This is a genomic window from Paenibacillus marchantiophytorum, assembly GCF_014640555.1.
In the GTDB taxonomy this organism is placed as follows: Bacteria; Bacillota; Bacilli; order Paenibacillales; family NBRC-103111; genus Paenibacillus_E; species Paenibacillus_E marchantiophytorum.
In genome coordinates this window covers 97,871-116,987 of record NZ_BMHE01000017.1, presented here as the reverse complement: position 1 = coordinate 116,987, position 19,117 = coordinate 97,871, and the positions used below count along the sequence as shown (strand labels likewise).

Annotated in this window: 15 protein-coding genes and 1 other annotated feature; of the genes, 13 read left to right on the top strand and 2 right to left on the bottom strand. The window is 48.0% G+C overall.

Going from position 1 to position 19,117, the window contains the following annotated elements; genetic code table 11:
• The first annotated feature begins 50 nt into the window (after positions 1 to 50).
• From hemA to hemG, 9 genes are all read left to right on the top strand, one after another.
• Positions 51 to 1,454: a glutamyl-tRNA reductase gene (gene hemA / locus IEY34_RS17555; protein WP_189013487.1), complete on the top strand. Its 1,404-nt coding sequence runs from the start codon at positions 51 to 53 to the stop codon at positions 1,452 to 1,454.
• A 33-nt stretch (positions 1,455 to 1,487) separates the two neighbouring features.
• Entirely contained in the window at positions 1,488 to 2,318 is an 831-nt protein-coding gene (locus tag IEY34_RS17550; protein ID WP_189013485.1) for a cytochrome C assembly family protein, read from the top strand.
• A 5-nt stretch (positions 2,319 to 2,323) separates the two neighbouring features.
• Positions 2,324 to 3,049 carry a precorrin-2 dehydrogenase/sirohydrochlorin ferrochelatase family protein gene (locus tag IEY34_RS17545; protein ID WP_189013477.1) on the top strand — a complete coding sequence of 242 codons (726 nt, stop codon included), beginning with the start codon at positions 2,324 to 2,326 and terminating at the stop codon, positions 3,047 to 3,049.
• A 23-nt stretch (positions 3,050 to 3,072) separates the two neighbouring features.
• On the top strand, positions 3,073 to 4,020 hold the full coding sequence (gene hemC / locus IEY34_RS17540) for a hydroxymethylbilane synthase (RefSeq protein ID WP_189013475.1): 948 nt from the start codon (positions 3,073 to 3,075) through the stop codon (positions 4,018 to 4,020).
• A 5-nt stretch (positions 4,021 to 4,025) separates the two neighbouring features.
• Positions 4,026 to 5,555: a uroporphyrinogen-III C-methyltransferase gene (cobA, locus tag IEY34_RS17535; RefSeq protein WP_189013473.1), complete on the top strand. Its 1,530-nt coding sequence runs from the start codon at positions 4,026 to 4,028 to the stop codon at positions 5,553 to 5,555.
• A 16-nt stretch (positions 5,556 to 5,571) separates the two neighbouring features.
• The gene (gene hemB, locus IEY34_RS17530) at positions 5,572 to 6,567 is read left to right on the top strand and encodes a porphobilinogen synthase (RefSeq protein ID WP_189013471.1); all 996 of its coding nucleotides are present in this window, start codon (positions 5,572 to 5,574) and stop codon (positions 6,565 to 6,567) included.
• Positions 6,568 to 6,776: 209 nt separating this feature from the next.
• On the top strand, positions 6,777 to 7,841 hold the full coding sequence (gene hemE, locus IEY34_RS17525) for a uroporphyrinogen decarboxylase (RefSeq protein ID WP_189013469.1): 1,065 nt from the start codon (positions 6,777 to 6,779) through the stop codon (positions 7,839 to 7,841).
• A gap of 1 nt (position 7,842) precedes the next feature.
• Positions 7,843 to 8,790 carry a ferrochelatase gene (hemH, locus tag IEY34_RS17520; RefSeq protein WP_189013467.1) on the top strand — a complete coding sequence of 316 codons (948 nt, stop codon included), beginning with the start codon at positions 7,843 to 7,845 and terminating at the stop codon, positions 8,788 to 8,790.
• Positions 8,787 to 10,214 carry a protoporphyrinogen oxidase gene (hemG, locus tag IEY34_RS17515; protein ID WP_189013465.1) on the top strand — a complete coding sequence of 476 codons (1,428 nt, stop codon included), beginning with the start codon at positions 8,787 to 8,789 and terminating at the stop codon, positions 10,212 to 10,214. Before hemH ends, hemG begins: the two co-directional genes overlap by 4 nt.
• Here the strand turns inward: hemG and IEY34_RS17510 are convergent.
• Entirely contained in the window at positions 10,201 to 10,860 is a 660-nt protein-coding gene (locus tag IEY34_RS17510; RefSeq protein ID WP_189013463.1) for a Crp/Fnr family transcriptional regulator, read from the bottom strand. The genes hemG and IEY34_RS17510 overlap by 14 nt on opposite strands.
• Before the next feature lie 71 nt (positions 10,861 to 10,931).
• Between IEY34_RS17510 and hemL the strand changes: the two genes are divergently transcribed.
• A complete protein-coding gene (gene hemL, locus IEY34_RS17505; protein ID WP_189013461.1) occupies positions 10,932 to 12,230 on the top strand; it encodes a glutamate-1-semialdehyde 2,1-aminomutase in 1,299 nt (432 codons plus the stop codon).
• 737 nt (positions 12,231 to 12,967) lie between these two features.
• On the top strand, positions 12,968 to 14,704 hold the full coding sequence (locus IEY34_RS17500; RefSeq protein ID WP_189013459.1) for a methyl-accepting chemotaxis protein: 1,737 nt from the start codon (positions 12,968 to 12,970) through the stop codon (positions 14,702 to 14,704).
• An 82-nt stretch (positions 14,705 to 14,786) separates the two neighbouring features.
• Here the strand turns inward: IEY34_RS17500 and IEY34_RS17495 are convergent, their stop codons facing one another.
• The gene (locus IEY34_RS17495; protein WP_189013457.1) at positions 14,787 to 16,265 is read right to left on the bottom strand and encodes a phosphodiester glycosidase family protein; all 1,479 of its coding nucleotides are present in this window, start codon (positions 16,263 to 16,265) and stop codon (positions 14,787 to 14,789) included.
• Positions 16,266 to 16,535: 270 nt separating this feature from the next.
• Between IEY34_RS17495 and IEY34_RS17490 the strand changes: the two genes are divergently transcribed.
• Together IEY34_RS17490 and IEY34_RS17485 are read left to right on the top strand one after the other, a co-directional pair.
• A complete protein-coding gene (locus IEY34_RS17490) occupies positions 16,536 to 17,423 on the top strand; it encodes an RluA family pseudouridine synthase (protein WP_229757701.1) in 888 nt (295 codons plus the stop codon).
• A 117-nt stretch (positions 17,424 to 17,540) separates the two neighbouring features.
• On the top strand, positions 17,541 to 18,647 hold the full coding sequence (locus tag IEY34_RS17485) for a LysM peptidoglycan-binding domain-containing protein (RefSeq protein ID WP_189013455.1): 1,107 nt from the start codon (positions 17,541 to 17,543) through the stop codon (positions 18,645 to 18,647).
• 179 nt (positions 18,648 to 18,826) lie between these two features.
• Positions 18,827 to 19,084, top strand: a binding site (T-box leader).
• Positions 19,085 to 19,117: the final 33 nt, after the last annotated feature.

Genomic DNA, 19,117 nt, shown 5'->3' with positions numbered 1-19,117 from the left:
TGCTGTGCTATAATGATTCATAGAAATAGATCGAAAGGCAGGTGGTACCTTTGCATATCATCGCAGTAGGCTTGAATTATCGGACAGCTCCAGTGGAAATTCGGGAGAGATTTGCGTTCTCCGAATCCGATTTGCCTAAAGCAATTGCAGAATTAAAAGAAACGAAAAGCATATTGGAGTGTGTAATTGTAGCCACCTGCAATCGCACTGAAATTTATGCGGTTGTGGATCGACCACAGCTGTGCAGTCATTATTTGACACATTTCATTTCGCGTTGGTTCCAGGTTGATAAGGATCAGTTCCACAAACATTTATATATGTATGAAAATGAAAAAGCCATTGATCATTTGTTTCGTGTAACAAGCGGACTAGATTCAATGGTGATTGGGGAGACCCAAATCCTTGGACAAGTGAGAGATGCTTTTTTATCATCCCAAAAAATGAAAGCAACAGGTGCTTATTTCAATACTTTGTTTAAGCAGTCGGTAACACTCGCCAAGAAAGCTCACTCCGAAACAGGGATCAGCAACAACCCGGTTTCAGTCAGCTACGCTGCGGTAGAACTCGGCAAACGTATATTCGGATCCTATGTGAACAAAACGGTCATGATTATCGGTGCCGGCAAGATGAGTGAACTTACCGTTAAGCATCTTTACGCGAATGGGGCTAACAAAGTTATTGTCGTTAATCGCACATTCGAGCGCGCTGTGGAATTGGCGGATAAATTCAATGGTATTCCATGCACCGTAGACAACATGCTTGGGTATTTGCCGGAAGTGGATATCATTATTAGCTCAACGGGAGCTCCGGGATATGTACTGACCAGAAATGATCTTCAAGCACATGTGCAAAAGAGAAAATCCCGTCCTTTGTTTATGATGGATATTGCTGTGCCGCGTGATTTGGATCCTCAAATCAGTGACCTGCCGAACGTGTTCCTCTATGACATTGATGATTTGGAACACATCGTAGACAAGCATTTGCAAGAGAGAAAGAAAGAAGCAGCTAAGATTGAAGTCATGATTGAAACAGAGATTGGCGTTTTTGAACAATGGACCAAAACGTTGGGCGTGAGTCCAGTTATCAATGCGCTGCAAGCAAAAGCGAGTATGATCCACGAAGAGACGATGGACAGCATGCTCAAGAAACTGCCTGATCTCGACGAGCGTGAGATTAAAGTCATACGCAAATTAACGAAGAGTATTGTTAATCAAGTGCTGCGTGATCCTATTCTCCGCATCAAGGAAATGGCCGGAGAACGTCATGGGGATGAAGCGCTGGAGCTGTTCACGAAACTCTTTGCCTTAGAAGAAACACTGGAACAGCAAGAGCAAGCCAATCAGTTAGCAGAAGAACGGGAAGCAGAGCAAAAAGCACTGGAAACCAAGCAATTGCTCGAAGAGAAGTTGTCCGTGCGTGGTCTACAGACCGCAGATGCTCTAGCACAATCTTGAGAAGAAAGGCGCTAATCGCCTAGGAGAGGTGCCATGGTCACACGTAGCTGGTTGTTTGATGCGATGATTTATATGTATGCCCTGAGCCTGTTGTTTTACTTTTCGGATTTCGCCAACGCGAACCGAAATGCAAAACGGATGGGGACGGGGCTGCTTTTGTTTGTATGGGTTCTGCAGACCGCTTATTTAGGAATTTACTTATACGGTCATTTGACCGAAGGGGCCTTTGCTCGCTCAGACGTGCTTTTTATGTTCTCCTGGTTGATAGTCACCGTTTCATTGTTGATAAATCGTTTTTTCCGTATTGAATTGTTTGTGTTTTTCGCCAATGTGCTTGGTTTTGCCATTCTTGCCCTGAATATCTTTGGGAACCCGCATGTAAAGCCGATCAAAGCCGGTTGGGACATCAGCGATGAGTTGTTATTTATACATATTACTTTGGCCATTGGCAGTTACGCGGCTTTTTCCATAGCTGCTATTTTCTCGGGGATGTATGTTTTCCTGCATAACATGTTGAAGGCGAAGAAATTCTCGCAAACCGTGATGCGGTTGCCATCGCTCGAGAAAATCGATCATTACACGTATTTCTCGGTCATCATTGGGGCGCCGCTGCTTTTAATGGCATTATCTTTGGGCGTAGTTTGGGTCGTCTTACAAGGGAATAAGAACTTGTTGTACGATCCTAAAGTGATCAATTCCTTTTTTGTACTAGTTGCCTATGCGTTCTATTTATTTCAACAAAAGTCGATGCGAATTTCTGGTTATAAATTGGCAGCTTGGAATCTCGCGGCATTCTTCATCGTTGTGTTGAATTTCGTTGTTTCGAATTTCTTCTCAGGTTTCCATGACTGGATATGGAGCTAAATGAGATGAAGCATCCGTATCCGATTATGGTTAATTTGTCAGGCCGCACATGTTTGGTTGTTGGAGGCGGCCTTGTCGCTCAGCGCAAAGTCCAATCCTTGCTCCAAGCAGGAGCTGCTATTACCGTTATAAGCTTATCTTTTACAGAGGCATTGATGGATTTGGGAAGCCGCTCGGAAATCGTTCTCTGCCGGCAGAGTTTCGATCCAGCTAGGTTGAACTCAAGTTTAAACGGTTCCCGTTATACGTTGGTTGTAGCTGCTACGAATGATGCTCTGGTAAACGCGCAGATTGAAGCTTTGGCCTCGCGTGAAGGCATATTAGTCAATGTGGTTGACCAGCCGCAGCTCAGTTCTTTTATCGTGCCTTCCGTCGTGCGCAGAGGAAAATTAGTGATCGCGGTGTCAACCGGCGGAGCTAGTCCTTCGGCAGCTAGGAAAATCGTTCAAGAGCTGGATGAGCGCTACGGCGAAGAGTACGAGCTCTATCTTGAATTTCTGAGTGAATTGCGTTTGTTCATCCAGAAGAAGGTAATGGATAAGCAAGAGAGACAGCGGATGTTCAAAGAGATGCTGGCGTGGGATATACTTGCCCGCATTCGTGAGGGTACATTTGAACGCTGGAAAGAGAAGCTTTACGATGCTTTAGAGAAAGAAATGCGGTTGAATGAACAAACAGGTGAAGCGGAAATCAGTCCATCTGCTTGGTCAGCGATCAGAGATTTCGAATAGAGAGTAGAGGGAGGCGCATCGAGATGAAAACCATTATTGTAGGAACAAGGCAAAGCGCTCTGGCTTTAACCCAGACAGGACAAGTTGTGGAACTTCTGAAACAGTTGGCTGCCGAGCACGGCATTGCTTGTCAATTCGAAATTAAGAAAATCGTGACCAAAGGTGACCGTATTCTGGATGTGACATTGTCGAAAGTTGGCGGCAAAGGGCTGTTCGTCAAGGAAATCGAACAGGCGCTTACAGATGGCGATATTGACATGGCCGTCCACAGTATGAAAGATATGCCCTTCGAGCTCCCCGAAGGGCTAGTGGTCGGAGCGATTCCCAAGCGTGAAGATGCGCGCGATGCGCTCATCACGCGCGGCTATCGCTCCTTGGACGAGCTGCCGCAAGGCGCGCTCGTCGGAACAAGCTCGCTGCGCCGCGCCAGCCAGCTGCAGAACTACCGCCCGGACCTGAGAATCGAGTCGGTCCGCGGCAATATCGATTCGAGGCTGCGCAAGCTCGAAGAAGAGAACTTCGATGCGATTATGCTGGCCGCTGCCGGTTTGCACCGGATCGGCTGGCAGGATCGCATCAGCGCGTACTTGCCGCCCGAGATCTGCCTCCCTGCCGTAGGGCAGGGGGCGCTGTGCATCGAGTGCCGGGGCGGCGACGCCTTCATGCTGGACCTGCTGGGCAGATTCCAGCATGAGCCTACTGCGCTCGCGGTGCGAGCGGAGCGGGCTTTCCTGGGCAGACTCAATGGAGGCTGCCAGGTGCCGCTCGGCGCCTACGCGAGCGTCAGCGAAGACAGCAGCGGGGAAGCTGGGCCGCTGCTCACCCTCACAGGCATGGTGGGGACGCCAGACGGCGTAACCATGCTGAAGGAATCGGCTTCCGGGCGTGATCCGGAAGCGCTAGGGCTCCTTGTCGCCGATCAGTTGATTGCACAAGGAGCAGAACGAATCCTTGCTGAGGTAAGGGAGTGAGCCATGTGGGCAAAGGCAGAGTTTATCTCGTTGGAGCAGGTCCTGGAGATCCCAAGCTGATTTCGGTTCGTGGTATGGAGGCCATTCAGAAAGCGGATGTCATCGTGTACGACAGGCTGGCGAATCCTCGTTTACTCAAGCATCGCAGATCGGAAGCAGAGCTGATCTTTGTTGGCAAGCTGCCGGATAAACATATTCTAAAACAAGAAGAAATCAATCAATTGCTCGTGGATCTTGCGCTGCAAGGGAAGATCGTTACCCGTCTCAAAGGCGGTGATCCCAGTGTTTTCGGTCGGGTCGGGGAGGAAGCGGAATTGCTCGCCGATCATGATGTGACTTTTGATATCATTCCGGGCATTACCTCTTCCATTGCCGTACCGGCCTATGCGGGTATTCCTGTGACACACCGAGATTTCACTTCTTCCTTTGCGATTATTACAGGGCATGAATACCCGAACAAAACCTATTCCAGCTTGGACTGGGAGCATCTTGCCAAAGCGATTGGCACCATGGTTTTCTTGATGGGTGTAGCTAATCTCGAACAGATATGCCGTGAATTGATTCGCTGCGGCAAGTCGCCGGACATGCCGGTTGCGCTTGTTCGGTGGGGAACCTGGGCAGATCAAGCGACGATCACTGGAACCCTCGGTGATATCACGGAGAAAGTCAGAGCAGCTGATTTCAAATCGCCAGCGGTTATTATTGTCGGTGAGGTCGTTAAACTGCGTGAGAAGCTGGCTTGGGTGGAGAAGAAACCGTTGTTCGGGCGCCGCATACTCGTTACAAGAGCAAGAAGCCAAGCAAGCGAACTCGTCGATTTAATTGATGATTTAGGCGGAGAAGCTGTCGAGTTTCCTGTCATTCGCTTGCAGTCGCCAAGTCGTCCGGAAGCGTTGGCGGCTCTGGATCAGGCTTTGGATGAGCTTCAACAATTCGATTGGATCGTATTGACGAGCGTTAATGGGGTTGAATTTTTCTTTCAACGATTGCGCGAGAAAAGAATAGATGTACGTAAAATGGGGAATGCTCGCATAGCGGCAGTCGGCCCTAAGACCGCAGAAGCGCTGGCAGAGCGAGGCATTCTTGCTGATGTACTTCCAGCCAGATATCATGGGGAAGGCATCCTGGAGGCGATTCAAGCTGATTTGAAGGCAGGGCAGAAAGTTCTGCTCCCAACGGCGGATCTCGCTCGCGACTATTTACCCGTTAAGCTGAGAGAACTGGGTCTTGAAGTCGCTGAAGTCGATGTCTATGAGAATGTACTAACGACAGATGATGGCGATGAAATTATTCATCTTTTGCAAAATCAAAGCATTCATATCATAACTTTTACAAGTTCATCTACCGTAACTAATTTAATTGAGGCTCTGCGCAAGTTAGGCGTAGAAGATCCTTTATCTTTGCTGCAAGGTGTTGAAATCGCCTGTATCGGTCCCAAAACGGCAGAAACGGTCAGTCAATTCGGACTACCGATTACCTACTTGGCCGAAGAGGCAACCGTTGCGTCACTCGTTCGAAGTCTATCAGGTCAATAAGGAGGCGGAATTCCTCATGAGTTTTCCCATCGTTCGCAACCGCCGTTTGCGCGGTAATGCTGCTATTCGTAATTTGGTTCGTGAAAATCAAGTCACCGTTCATGATGTTGTACAACCTATTTTTGTTACCCACGGTACGAATGTCAAGTCAGAAATTGCTTCCATGCCTGGTGTGTATCATTTCTCCTTGGACCGTGTGAAGGAAGAAATTGACGAAATTACGCAGTTAGGCATCCAAGCAATCCTTTTGTTCGGAGTTCCGGATTACAAAGATCCAACAGGGACATCTGCTTATATGGATGATGGCATTGTCCAGCAAGCCACGCGGTTTATCAAAGAATTGAACCCGAATTTGCTGATTATCGCAGACACGTGCCTTTGCCAGTTTACGGATACAGGCCATTGCGGCGTGATTCATCATCACCCGGTTACCGGAGCTGCTGATGTAGCTAATGATCCTTCTCTGGAACTGCTGGTTCGCACGGCGGTTTCGCAAGCCAAAGCAGGAGCGGATATCATTGCGCCATCGAACATGATGGACGGGTATGTCCATGCGATTCGTTCAGGGCTGGATGAAGCGGGCTTCGAGAATACGCCGATTATGGCTTATTCCGTTAAATATGCTTCGGCCTACTACGGTCCGTTCCGTGATGCGGCGCATTCGACTCCGCAATTCGGCGATCGCAAAACGTATCAAATGGATCCGGCCAATGGCCGTGAAGCGCTGCGTGAAGCGGAAAGCGATGTAAGCGAAGGGGCTGACTTCCTGATGGTGAAGCCTGCGCTTGCTTACATGGACATTATTCGCATGTTGAAAGACAACTTTGATTTACCTGTCGTTGCCTACAACGTAAGTGCCGAATACGCGATGGTGAAAGCTGCCGCAAGTCAAGGCTGGATTAACGAAGAAGCCATCGTTATGGAAACCATGGTAAGCTTCAAGCGTGCGGGCGCTGACATTATCCTGACGTATTTTGCCAAAGATATCGCTCGTTATCTCAAGAATAGCTAATCAAGATGCGAACCATTCACCCTAGAAGGTATCAGCGCGCAGTTTCGTTAAGAAATTGACAAGCCGGCCGTTTCTAGACGTGAATGGTTCTTTTGCAGGTTTCTATTGTCATACTTTTGTCGCAAAACGCAAGCTTACTTGAGTTGTGACAGGGGTATAATTAGGGCATAATGAATGAGAATAGATGGAAACAAAGAGGAAGGTGCCTCATGAGCTACAACGACAATTTTATTAAAGCCTGCCGCCAGGAGCAGGTGGATACACTGCCTGTTTGGTATATGCGCCAAGCTGGACGGTATGACCCGGATTATCGCAAAATTAAAGAAAAGTATTCACTCCTCGAAATATGCCAGCAACCGGAACTCGCTGCAGAAGTTACGATGATGCCTATCAAGAAGCTAGGTGTAGATGCAGCAATTTTATATTCAGACATTATGAATCCCGTCGCTTCACTTGGGATTGACTTTGATATTGTCAAAGATGTGGGGCCTGTCATACATACACCGATTCGGACAGCGCAGGATGTTGCCAATCTGCGTCCGATTGATGTGGAGAAAGATTTATCGCACATCATTCAAACCATTCGTATTTTGGACAAGGAGCTTGAGGTTCCGTTGATTTCTTTTGCCGGAGCGCCATTCACGATTGCGAGCTACCTAATTGAAGGCAGACCGTCCAAAAGCTATATTCGCACGAAGCAGCTTATGTACTCCGAACCAACCGTTTGGTTCCTACTTATGGATAAGCTTGGCGACATGGTTATTACCTATTTGCGCGCTCATATTGCCGCAGGCGCCAAAGCTGTCCAGGTATTTGACAGCTGGGTCGGCGCGCTTTCTCCTGCTGATTTCCAGGTGTATGTGCTGCCAACGATGATGCGGATTTTCCAAGAGCTCTCGAATCTCCAAGAGCCTAAGATTTATTTCCCAGGCGTAAGCTCCGGTGAGCTGCTGCCTTATCTGAGAGGCATTCAAGCGGATGTAATTGGCCTGGATTGGCGTGTGCCGATTTCGGTAGGTCGCGAGCGAGTCGGTGAACGTTATGCCGTGCAAGGTAATTTGGATCCTTATATTCTAACAGCGCCCATGTCTGTTATTGAGAAACAGGCGAAAGCTATCATCGATGAGGGCATCCAGAAGCCAGGCTACATTTTCAACCTTGGTCATGGTTTATTCCCGGAAGCATCGCTGGAGAAGTTGAAAGAGCTGACAACGTTCATTCATACCTATTCCCATTCGGTGTTAACACAGCAAGCAGAAAAGAGTGGTGTTTAAGATGACGAAACGTCGCATTGGTGTCTTAGTCATGTCTTACGGTACGCCGGAAAGTTTGGATCAAGTTGAAGCTTACTACACCCATATCAGGCGCGGAAATCCGCCAACGCCTGAGCAGCTGCACGAGTTGACGGCGCGCTATGAAGCGATTGTCGGAGGGTTCTTCCCTCTGCGTGAAAATACGAATAAACAAGTCAAAGGACTTGAAGAAACATTGCGCCAAGAGCATCCTGAAGTGGAGTTCGTCTGCTATCAGGGCCTCAAACATGCACAACCGTATGTTGAGGACGGCGTGGAACAAATGGTTAAGGATGGCCTTACAGAAGCTGTAGGCGTTGTGTTGGCACCTCACTATTCAACTATGAGTGTTGGCGGTTATGTAAAGAGAGCGAAGGATAAAGCGGATGCGCTTGGCCTTAAGATCGATTTTGTTCTGGACTATCATCTTCATCCTAAGCTCTTGGATGCACTTAGCCTGCGAGTAGACAAAGCTTTGGAGAAGTTCTCTGGTGTGGAGCGGAATGATGTTCGTGTTATTTTCACGGCGCACAGTTTGCCGGAGAAAATTCTCGAGTTGAAAGATCCGTACCCCGATCAATTGCTGGCTACTTCCAAAGTCATCGCAGAGCGGGTGGGCTTGACGAATTGGCAGTTTGGTTGGCAAAGTGCCGGACAAACGGCAATGCCATGGCTTGGCCCTGATATTTTGGATGTGTTGCGAACGATTAACACAGAAGAAGGCGTGAAGAACGTCTTGCTTTGTCCGATTGGATTTGTGTCCGATCACCTTGAAGTTCTTTACGATATTGATATTGAAGCACAGGCTCTGGCCAAAGAGTTGGGGCTCCATCTGGAGCGGACGGAATCGCTGAATACGGACCCTTTGTATATGGAAACCTTGAGCGATGTTGTTTATCAGCAATGGGCAAAGGCTGCGATATCATCATGAGTACCCAGACTCCTCACTACATGATTGTTGGCGGGGGTATTACGGGGTTAAGCGCTGCTTATTATTTGAAGAAAAGATTGGAGTCGGAAGGGAAATCCTTTCGACTTTCCATCGTTGAGAAATCCCCCATATTTGGCGGGAAAATTCACACATTAGAGCGTGACGGTTTCGTTATTGAAAAAGGACCGGACTCTTTTCTAGCGCGCAAGCGTCCTATTATTGATTTGGCTTACGATTTGGGGTTGGAAAATGAGCTTACCGGTACGAATCCGGCGGCCAAAAAAACCTACATTGTTCGTCAGGGGAAGCTGCATCGTATGCCGCCAGGTCTCGTATTAGGGATTCCCACCCAAATGACGCCATTTATGAAGACGGGTCTCATTTCGCCTTGGGGAAAAGTTAGAGCTGCTATGGATCTAATGAAGCCCAAGCGTGAGGCAGTGACGGATGAGTCGCTTGGACACTTCCTTGAACGCCGCTTAGGTAAAGAAGTGCTGGAGCGCATCGTGGAGCCTTTGCTTGCTGGCATATATGCCGGAGACACGTTTAAGCTTAGCCTTAAAGCAACATTTCCCCAATTCGGGACGATGGAACAAAAGCATCGCAGTTTAATTCTCGGGATGATGGCAAGCCGCAAAAATGTCAGTGAAGAGAGTGCTCATTTGCCTGCACATGTGCGGAATTCGGTTTTTGTGACGTTCAAAAAAGGGCTGCAGACGCTCGTCTCAGGGCTGCTTGAGGCTTTGCAAGCCGTTGATTTACGAAGTGGTGAAGGAGTTGCAGGGATTAAGAAAGCAGGCCGACAAACAGAGATTACTTTCGAGGATGGGCATAGTGAAATCGTGGATGGCCTTATTCTGACAACACCCACCCATCAGTCTGCGCGGATGCTGGCGCATGTACCTGCGGCAAGCGTACTTCAAAATATCGATTATATTTCTGTGGCGAATGTGATTATGGCTTTTGATCGGAAGGATATTCCTTTTGAACTGGATGCATCAGGCTTTCTGGTGCCTAGAAGCGAGGGATTGACGATTACCGCTTGCACGCTAACCTCCGCTAAGTGGCTTCATACGGCCCCAGACGGGAAAGTGCTGCTGCGTTGTTATATCGGGCGTTCCGGCGAGCAGGAGTGGCCAAAATTGTCGGATGACGAACTCATTAGCAAGGCACGCGAGGATATTCGGAAACTGCTTGGTCTAGAAGCAAAGCCGCTCTTCGCGGAAGTCACGCGTCTGATGCATTCAATGCCGCAATATCCTGTAGGCCATCTGGAGCAGCTTGCGCAGTTCCGCGATGCGCTTGCCGTATCCCTGCCTGGCGTATTCGTCACGGGGGCTGGGTTCCATGGTGTAGGTCTGCCGGACTGTATTCGGCAAGGGAAGGAAGCAGCATGGCAGCTGGCTGATCTTAACGAAGCTTGATCAAATCCAATTTGAAGTCCGAAGGCGAGATGGTCAAGATTTGCTTCTCTTCCAAATCCCGAATAACCTGCATGAGCGTTGTTTTCTGTACGCCGGCTAGTTGAGAAATTTCGTCAAAGTTCAAAACTAGCTTAATTGTGATGATATTTCCGCTGCGCAAGCCATGCTTGTTAGCCATTGTGATCAAACTCTTGATTACGCGTGTTCTGGCGTCCAGGAAGGTCAAATCAAACACATGTTGATTCGTATCGCGCAGGCGGTTGCTAAGTTCTTGCATAATGGCTATCGTAATGTCAAAATGGTTGCGCAGCAGTTCAAGAAAGTTCGGTCCCGTTAAGGTAAGCAGCACACAATCCTCTAAGGTTTGGGCTGATGCCGAGCGAGGTTTGCCATCTATCAAGGAAAGCTCGCCAAAACTTTCTCCTGCTTTGCAGATGGATAGTATTTTTTCTTCGCCAGTGATGCCGGTTGTGTAAATTTTGACAGAGCCGCTGAGGACCATGTAAAAGACAGAACCGCTTTCTTTTTCGGCAAAAAGAATGGTATTCCCTTTGTAGGAACGTCTGGTGCAAATTTGGGCAAGCGCGTTCAATTGATCTGGATTCAACTGAGAAAATAAAGGGACTTTTTTGATGAATTCCAACATAGAAGGTACCGCCTTTTTTGGAATGATTTCAACTCATTTTATCATATAAAGCTTAACGGGGGTATGAAATTATGGAAAATTCGAGCAGAATCGACACGCGCTCATCGGCAGCTTTTCAAGAAGCTAAGAAGCTGATTCCTGGTGGTGTGAACAGTCCTGTCCGTGCGTTCAAATCAGTTGGACTGACGCCAATGTTTATGGATAAAGGGGCAGGCTCAAGAGTTACGGACATCGATGGCAACACATTCATTGACTACGTGGGCTCATGGGGGCCCCTCATCGTTGGGCATTGTCACCCAGTCGTGCTGGAGGCTATCAAAGTTACTGCCGAGAAGGGGACGAGCTTCGGTGCGCCTACGCTGCTGGAAACAGAAATGGCCAAGCTGGTTATTGAGCGAGTCCCATCTATTGAGATGGTACGGATGGTTAACTCAGGAACCGAAGCGACCATGAGTGCTTTGCGGCTAGCCCGCGGCTACACCAAACGTGATAAAATCGTCAAGTTCGAAGGCAGCTATCATGGTCATGCGGACGCCTTGCTGATTAAAGCGGGATCAGGTGTCGCGACGCTGGGATTGCCCGATAGTCCAGGCGTACCGGCTAGCGTAGCCTCCAATACAATAACAGTGCCTTATAATGATATAGCATCAGTGAACCTGGTATTTGAAAAGTTTGGTGAAGAAATCGCAGCTTTAATTGTTGAACCGATTGCCGGTAATATGGGAGTTGTGCCTCCTGCGCCTGGTTTCTTGGAAGGTTTGCGTGCGGTTACGAAGCAGTATGGCTCCCTCTTGATCTTCGATGAAGTGATGACAGGCTTCCGCGTCCATAAGCATTGCGCACAGGGCTTATATGGGGTTACACCGGATTTAACCTGCCTCGGTAAGGTGATCGGAGGAGGTCTTCCAGTCGGTGCTTATGGCGGCAAGCTGGAGATCATGGAGCATATGGCGCCTGCTGGGCCGATCTATCAAGCGGGTACCTTGTCCGGAAATCCACTGGCCATGGCGGCTGGCATTGCGACGCTCTCTCTACTTGGTGAAGCCAATGTGTATGAGGAGCTGGAACGTAAATCAGCCAAGCTGGAAGCCGGGTTCACGCGGAACGCTTCAGAACTTGGTGTGGCAAGCACGATAAACCGGGTCGGATCGATGATTTGCCCGTTCTTTACGGAGCAGAAGGTAACGAACTATGACTCAGCAAAAACATCGGATTTAGCGAAGTTCAATGCTTATTTTGGTCATCTGCTGGATCTCGGTGTGTCGGTAGCTCCTTCCCAATTCGAAGGGATGTTCGTATCCACTGTTCATACGGATGAGGACATTGACGCAACGATCGCAGCGCATCGTGAAGCGTTGAACCGATTATAGAGTATTGTTCAAGGACTTGGCGGTTAATAACCGTTAGGTCCTTTTTTTGCGAGATTTGGCGTGATCCAGGAGTTTCCTTCGGCGGGCTCGCAAGGAGATAAGTAAGCGTCAGGCCGCTATTCTAGCAAAAGGTGTCCTGATAGCGTGGCTGAGGGAACTACAGGGCGCTATTATAGCTGAAAGTGTCAATATAGCAAGGGTGAGGGAACTAGAGTGCGCTATTTTGAAGTTTGATGAGAAATTTGGCTCTTTTGGTGGAAATAAGGTCCTGTAGTTCCGCTACTGTCCTAACAACCCTGCCATATGCCTAAATAGCGTACTACAGTTCCCCTTCATGGGATTTCCTTAGGAGGATTTCCTTAGGAGTAAGACATAAGCAAGGCAGGAATACTTATTGGTCGTTCATGTGCTGCGAATGCAAGGAAATGCAGTAAATAGGCACGCGCTGCGGTACTTATCTCACGAAGTAAAGCGGAGTCGCAGGAATAAGCACGTTTAGCTTGCCTAACCATCTCCTAGCTGCATATGGAAGAGAATCTAGCCGCAGATTAGGTTTTCATAGTTGATGCTGGGGCTTCTCATTCAGCAAGTTCACTGAATTGCCAAAAGATATCTGATTTTAACTGTGAAAGGGGCGGAAAAATTTGTATTTGTAGTTCTATAGGATTACTCTTAAGGGGGATATATACCTAAATATATTTCCCTAAATGAGTATTTTGTCGAAAGGTGTGAGGACCGTGTTTAGGCTTACAATCCGTAAAAAGCTGTTATACGTATCCATCCTATTACTAGTTGTACCTATCATTACGTTGGGGATTGTCACTTATCAAGTGACAGACGACTCTAATCGAGCACTCATCGAAAGTGGATTGAAGAATAATGTGAGAATGGTAGGCGAAATGCTAGATTCACTGGATAAAGACGTACAGAAAGGTACCATCAGCAAAGAGCAAGCGCAGGACAAACTTCGCCTTATTTTGCTCGGAGAAAAGAAGTCAGACAACACAAGGTCGATCAATAAGAAAATTGATTTGGGGGATAATGGCTATTTCTTTGTTCTTGATGAAAAAGGCAATTTGCTTGCGCATCCGCTGCTGGAAGGCCAGAGTATTTGGGATAAGCAAACATCGGATGGCACGTTCTACATACGGGATATGGTCAAAACTGCGCAATCAGGGGGCGGCTTCACTTACTACGATTGGCCGCTGCCGAATTCAACCAAAGAAGCTAGCAAAGTAGCCTACAGCGAGCTATTTCCTTCATGGGGCTGGGTTGTATCCGCAGGCTCCTATGTTCAGGACTATAATGCAGGCCAACGACATATCTTGTCAGCTATGCTGCTAACGTTAGGCATTTGTTTGGTTATTGGGACAACGCTATTAACTTTGTTTGCTCTGCATATCTCCAGGCCAATTACACGAGTAGCTAATCAGGCGAAGCTTATGGCTAGTGGTGATTTGACCGGCGAAGAAGTCAAGGTTTCCAACCGCGATGAAACAGGACTATTAGCCGATTCGTTCAATTCCTTGTTAAGCAGTTTGAGAGAGCTTGCAGGGAATCAATTGCTAAGCGCCAATGCGTTGGCTTCTTCTTCAGGGACGTTATCAACAGTCATTACGGACACAGTTCAATCGGTTCATCAAACCTCAGAAGCTATTACTGAAGTTGCTGCCAATAATGAAACGCAGGCTGCCAGTATCGGGGAGACGTCCAGAGCCATGGAAGAAATGACGACTGGCATTCAACGGATTGCCGTTACATCCAGCCAAGCTTTTGAAGCTTCGCTTGGTACGCTGAAGGAAGCAGAGAACGGCAGCCAATTAATTACGCAATCCGGATCGCAAATGACAGCGGTAAGTGATACGGTAGGCGACCTGAGCGCGGTCGTTAAACAGCTTGGCGATCGTTCGCAGCAAATTGGCCATATTGCAGAAGTGATTAGGGAAATATCAGCGCAGACGAATCTGCTAGCTCTTAATGCATCAATTGAAGCCGCACGCGCTGGTGAACAGGGGAAAGGGTTTGCGGTTGTCGCTAGTGAAATAAGGAAACTAGCTGAGCGGTCTAACGATTCTGCCGGCCAAGTAGCTGAGTTGATTGAAACGATACAGAATGACATTGATTATGCAGTTGCTTCTATGCTCAAAGGAGAGCATGAAGTTGAATCTGGTGTTGCTTCAATCAAGGAGACAGGTGCTGCGTTCGCGCGGATCCTGGAAGCAACTCGCAATGTTGTTGATCAAGTTGAAGAAGCCTCCGCTGCAGCTGAGCAGATGTCTGCAAGCTCGCAAGAAATTGCCGCTGCGCTTCAAGAAATGGAGAAGCTGTCCTCCAATACCGCGGGAGCATCACAGACTGTGTCGGCGGCTACGGAAGAGCAATTGGCATCCATTGAAGAAATTTCAAAATCCGCAAACAGGCTGAGTGAAATGTCGGATAATATGAATCGGTTGGTTAAGAGATTTAAAATATAACAGGTCACAGGTCGAAAAAAATAGGCAGCCCTCAAGGTTATCAACCTTGTGGTGCTGCCTTTTTTGCTTTCAAGTTATGTAATCAATTAGTTTTGATCACTGGTGATGGTGTAGGTGTCGGCGCTACGGAATTGCCATTATTCACTGGAAGAGCAGGTGTTGCACTTGGTGTTGGCGTTCCGTTTGGCTTGACGGTGTTGGAAGCTCCTGAAGTGGAGCCTCCTGTTCCCGTAGTACCGCCATTCGTATTCGGAGTTGGGGTAGGCGTAGGGTTAACCGGTGTCGTAGGCGAAGTTTCTGGCTTCGCAGAAGAAGTTGGTTTGCCTGTTGTCCCATTTTCCGTTGATTCTGGATTGGGTGTTGCGCCGTTCTTGCCAGCTTCACTGCTGGATTCCGGTTTATGTGTTGCCGTAGGTGTTGCTGTTGTTGTTGCTGAAGGTTTTGGTGTTGCTTTTGGCGGATTGTTTTTCTTCTCCTGCTGTTCTTTCAAGAAATCAGGATGGTCATAGGCACCACCCGGATCAATCGTTTTAAGACCTTCCCAAACATTCTTGACCTTTACTTCATCCGGATGATCGAAAACCAAGAAAGCAGAAGGCAGACGACGCTCTCCGTAACGGCTGGATGGCTTCGTAATCAATTCATCGTTGTAAACCATTTCGGAGGAAGCTCCTCCGTCCAGGAAGCCGGCATTAATAACACCGTCCTCTAAGAAAATATCTTGGACTTCTTTCAGCGTTGCCCCTACACTGCTCGTTTGTCGGCCGTCAATCACGATGAAGATGACCGTTCCATCGGCTTTTTGACCTACTGCTGTACGCGGAGCACGGCCCCAGCCTCCGTCGCCGCTAGTAATGAGCGGTTTGCCGTTGGCAATTACGCGAGGGTAGAAGGAAACGGCATCTGAAACACCAAGTCTCAGGAGTTCATTAATCGTATATTTCCCGATGATGAGCGTGCCTTCTTTGGTGAAGCCGACAATTTGCTGCGCGATGCTGCCTTCTTGGTCGGTATACAGAATTTCGCCGCCGGACATAATAACACCAATTGGCGCAAATCCGTTTCCAAGTCCGTCAGGATCATTAAATCCACCGCCGTTAACGCCTGCAACAGCTCCTGTACGCTGAACCATCGCCGTAATTCGCTCGCCCTCGCCTTGTTTGGCAGGAACGACAACACGAATGGTTCGTGGGTCATACACATACATTTTCTTGCCTTTCCAGAACTGTCCGGATATATCTTCTACTTTCACTAGACTTTCTAGGGGACGATTCTTGTTAAATTGAACCGCATGCAAATCCTGTTTCTCAACAGAGTTAACTTCGGTTAAATTTTGCATTTCAAGCACCATTTGATCTCTTCGCTGAGCACCTACGAAAATCCAAGCCCAATCCCGATGCTGTGTCGTAATGACCGTTTTGGCCAAGTACTCACGAATAAATTCGCCTGGCGGCGTAAGAAATAAAAAGCTTGAACTTAGAAATGTGCAAACTGCTATGACGAGAAAAATACGTTTAAGCCAACTATAATTGCGGAAATGCTCTACGATTGAACTACCCAAAGATGTTCCTCTCCTGCTCTATTATTCTATTTTGATGTGTTAATGTCGAAAAAAATCAATACAAGACTTATATTATCATATTTTCGCATGCAATTGTTATTGGTAATTGTTAAAATAAAGTGTACATAATCCCTATTCCTGTAAGGAGTTTTTGAAACGAATGAAGCGATATTACTTTTTTGATTTTCCGATAGATTTAATGGCGGTTGTTTGTGTGTTTCTAATTCTCCTAGTCGTTATCGTTCTTGCCTTTCGCAAAGGAATGCGCTCATGATGGCAGGCACGCGCAGCGGCGAGTGGTTAGAGCTTCCATTGCCTAATGCGCAATGGAAGCCATTGAAACCTGGTGCTATAGAAGAACTGGCCGTATTGCTGCCCGTCCCGCGCAAGTTTTTTCTGCGTTTGGCTTCGCAAGGTCTGATTCGCGTTCAGGACGATACGATTCGAATTCATCTCTTTCCCAAAGAGCAGGCTGCATTCCAACCAGAGGCGCATGATCTTGAGATCCTCTATGAGGATGATTTCTGCCTCGTTGTGAATAAACCGGCAGGCATGTCTGTTCATCCCTCTGAGAAGGGACAGATGGGCACATTAGCTTCTGCTGTAGCTCATCATTATGTTTCGACAGGCCAGGCCTGCGGTGTCAGGCATATTCATCGTCTAGATCAAGATACGACCGGTGCTGTCCTTTATGCCAAAAATGAGTGGGCTCATGTCCTGTTGGATGAGGCTATGCGTGAAAAGCGGATTGACCGCCGTTATGTGGCAATTGCTGAAGGTGTATTTGGCTCGAACAAGGGAACCATTGATGAACCCATCGGCAAGGATCGCCATCTGGCAGGCAAGCGCAGGGTGGCATCAGGCGGGGATCAGGCTGTTACCCACTACCGAGTGCTTCAGCAAATGAAGAGAGCTGCTCTGGTGGAGCTAGAGCTGGAAACGGGGCGAACGCACCAAATTCGCGTTCATCTTAGCTATCTGGGTCATCCGCTTGTCGGGGATACGCTGTATGGCGGTTCGACGCGATTATTTCACAGGCAGGCACTCCATGGAGAACGGCTGTTATTTGAGCATCCGATTAGCCGCAAACAGATCGAAGTGCATGCGGCATTGCCGCAAGATATGCAATTGCTCTTGAGTAAAGTCTCAAACCCATAAAAATGTAGTCATGCCTGGCCCTTCCTATCCATATACTTTTAGAGACAAACAAGTAAATGGCCAAACAATCCGAATGCTGATAAGCTGCCGGATTTGATGGAAGGGAGGATTCATTCGGTGTCTGAACAACAACCAGGTTTACGATTTGATATCTATGAGCGGGTTCATTTGCAGGAGGATTTGGCGGGGATTCAAGAATTAAATGATGTTGAATTGCTTCCTCATATTCAAGTGCTTACGTTGGATGATCAGGCCATCCTCAAGGGGAATTTACTTCTCACAGGCAATTACAATGGTGAGGACGGAGGAACGCCTCGTTCTCTCGAGCACTTGATTCCAGTGGAAATCACATTGCCGCTGAACCGTATCCATCGTGTAGAAGATATTCAGGTTGAGATTGAGAACTTTGATATCGATCTGTTGTCTGCGCGAAGTTTGAATGTGACCGGTGTGCTTTCCCTGCAAGGGATCGAAATTGTTTCTGTTCCACAAGAAAGCTGGCGAGAGGAAGAAGAGGTAACTTTCGTGCACGAAGTTGGCATACCGCGGTACGAGCCGCCTGCGCCCGTCCAGCCTCCAGCTCCTGTACAGCCTGTGCCTATGCCAGTGCAGAACGCCCAAGAGCCGCCGCCCGTTCCGGCGCAGACCTATCAGGAACCGCCCGCTATGCAGCCTGTACCTGAGTTTAAAGATTTAGGGCCGATAGCGGAAGCACCAACTGCGAATCCGGCAGCTCCTTTCGTACAGGAAGAGATGCCGCAAGATGACGATACTGAGGGCGCGATGGTCATTGACATTGAACAAACAGAATTGAAGGTGACTCCCCATCCTGAAAACACGGTTGTTACGGAAGAGAAGAAGGATCTTAAAGTCGCATTTGGCAAGAAAGCCAATGAGGCGACTGACCTCAATCCCTACGGCATCAAATCGCTACTATCCAAGGCGGGCTCATATCTCACTGATAAAAGGAAAGCGGAGGAAGCGGCGCAGGCTGCGCTTGCTGAGGAGTCGCGAGCAGATCCGGTAGAATGGCGTCGTCTGTTCCTCTCCAGCAGCACGAATTCCCAGGAATTCAGAAAGCTCAAGCTGTGTATTGTTCAAAAGGAAGATACGCTCGAGTCGATCGCTAAGCGATATGAGCTTAATCCGCGAGAGCTTCAACTTTTGAATCGTTTGAACGATCAGGATATTTCCATTGGTCAAGTTATTTATCTACCAAGGTAAGTAACAAGATACATAGGCAAGAGCCTCTGGCTGCTTTTTGCGGCTGGGGGCTTTTATGGCATGCTGTAACATCTTGCAAAAAAGAAGCATATTTTATGGATAATCGGTAATACTGGAATGATATATTGACTCTGTTTCAAATGTTGGTTATCATATGATGTAAACCATTTTGAGTAATAATGGAAACGTTGATAGGGAGTAGTAGGCGGTAAGCCCTTCAGAGAGTGGAACTGGTAGCGCTGAAAGGTTCCATAGGAAGCAACCGAACGAAGTCGCCCTGGAGTTGTAAATGTGACTGCAGCATCCGTATATTCGGAATCGCTGTAATAGCATTTGCCGGCCGCAGCCGTTATCTGTTTGAGAGCCACGCGCTTCCTTAGTTGAAGCTGCGCGGAATGAAGGTGGTACCACGGAAGCGCAAGCCTTTCGTCCTTTGCGGGCGGAGGGCTTTTTTTGTTTGAATTTAGCTG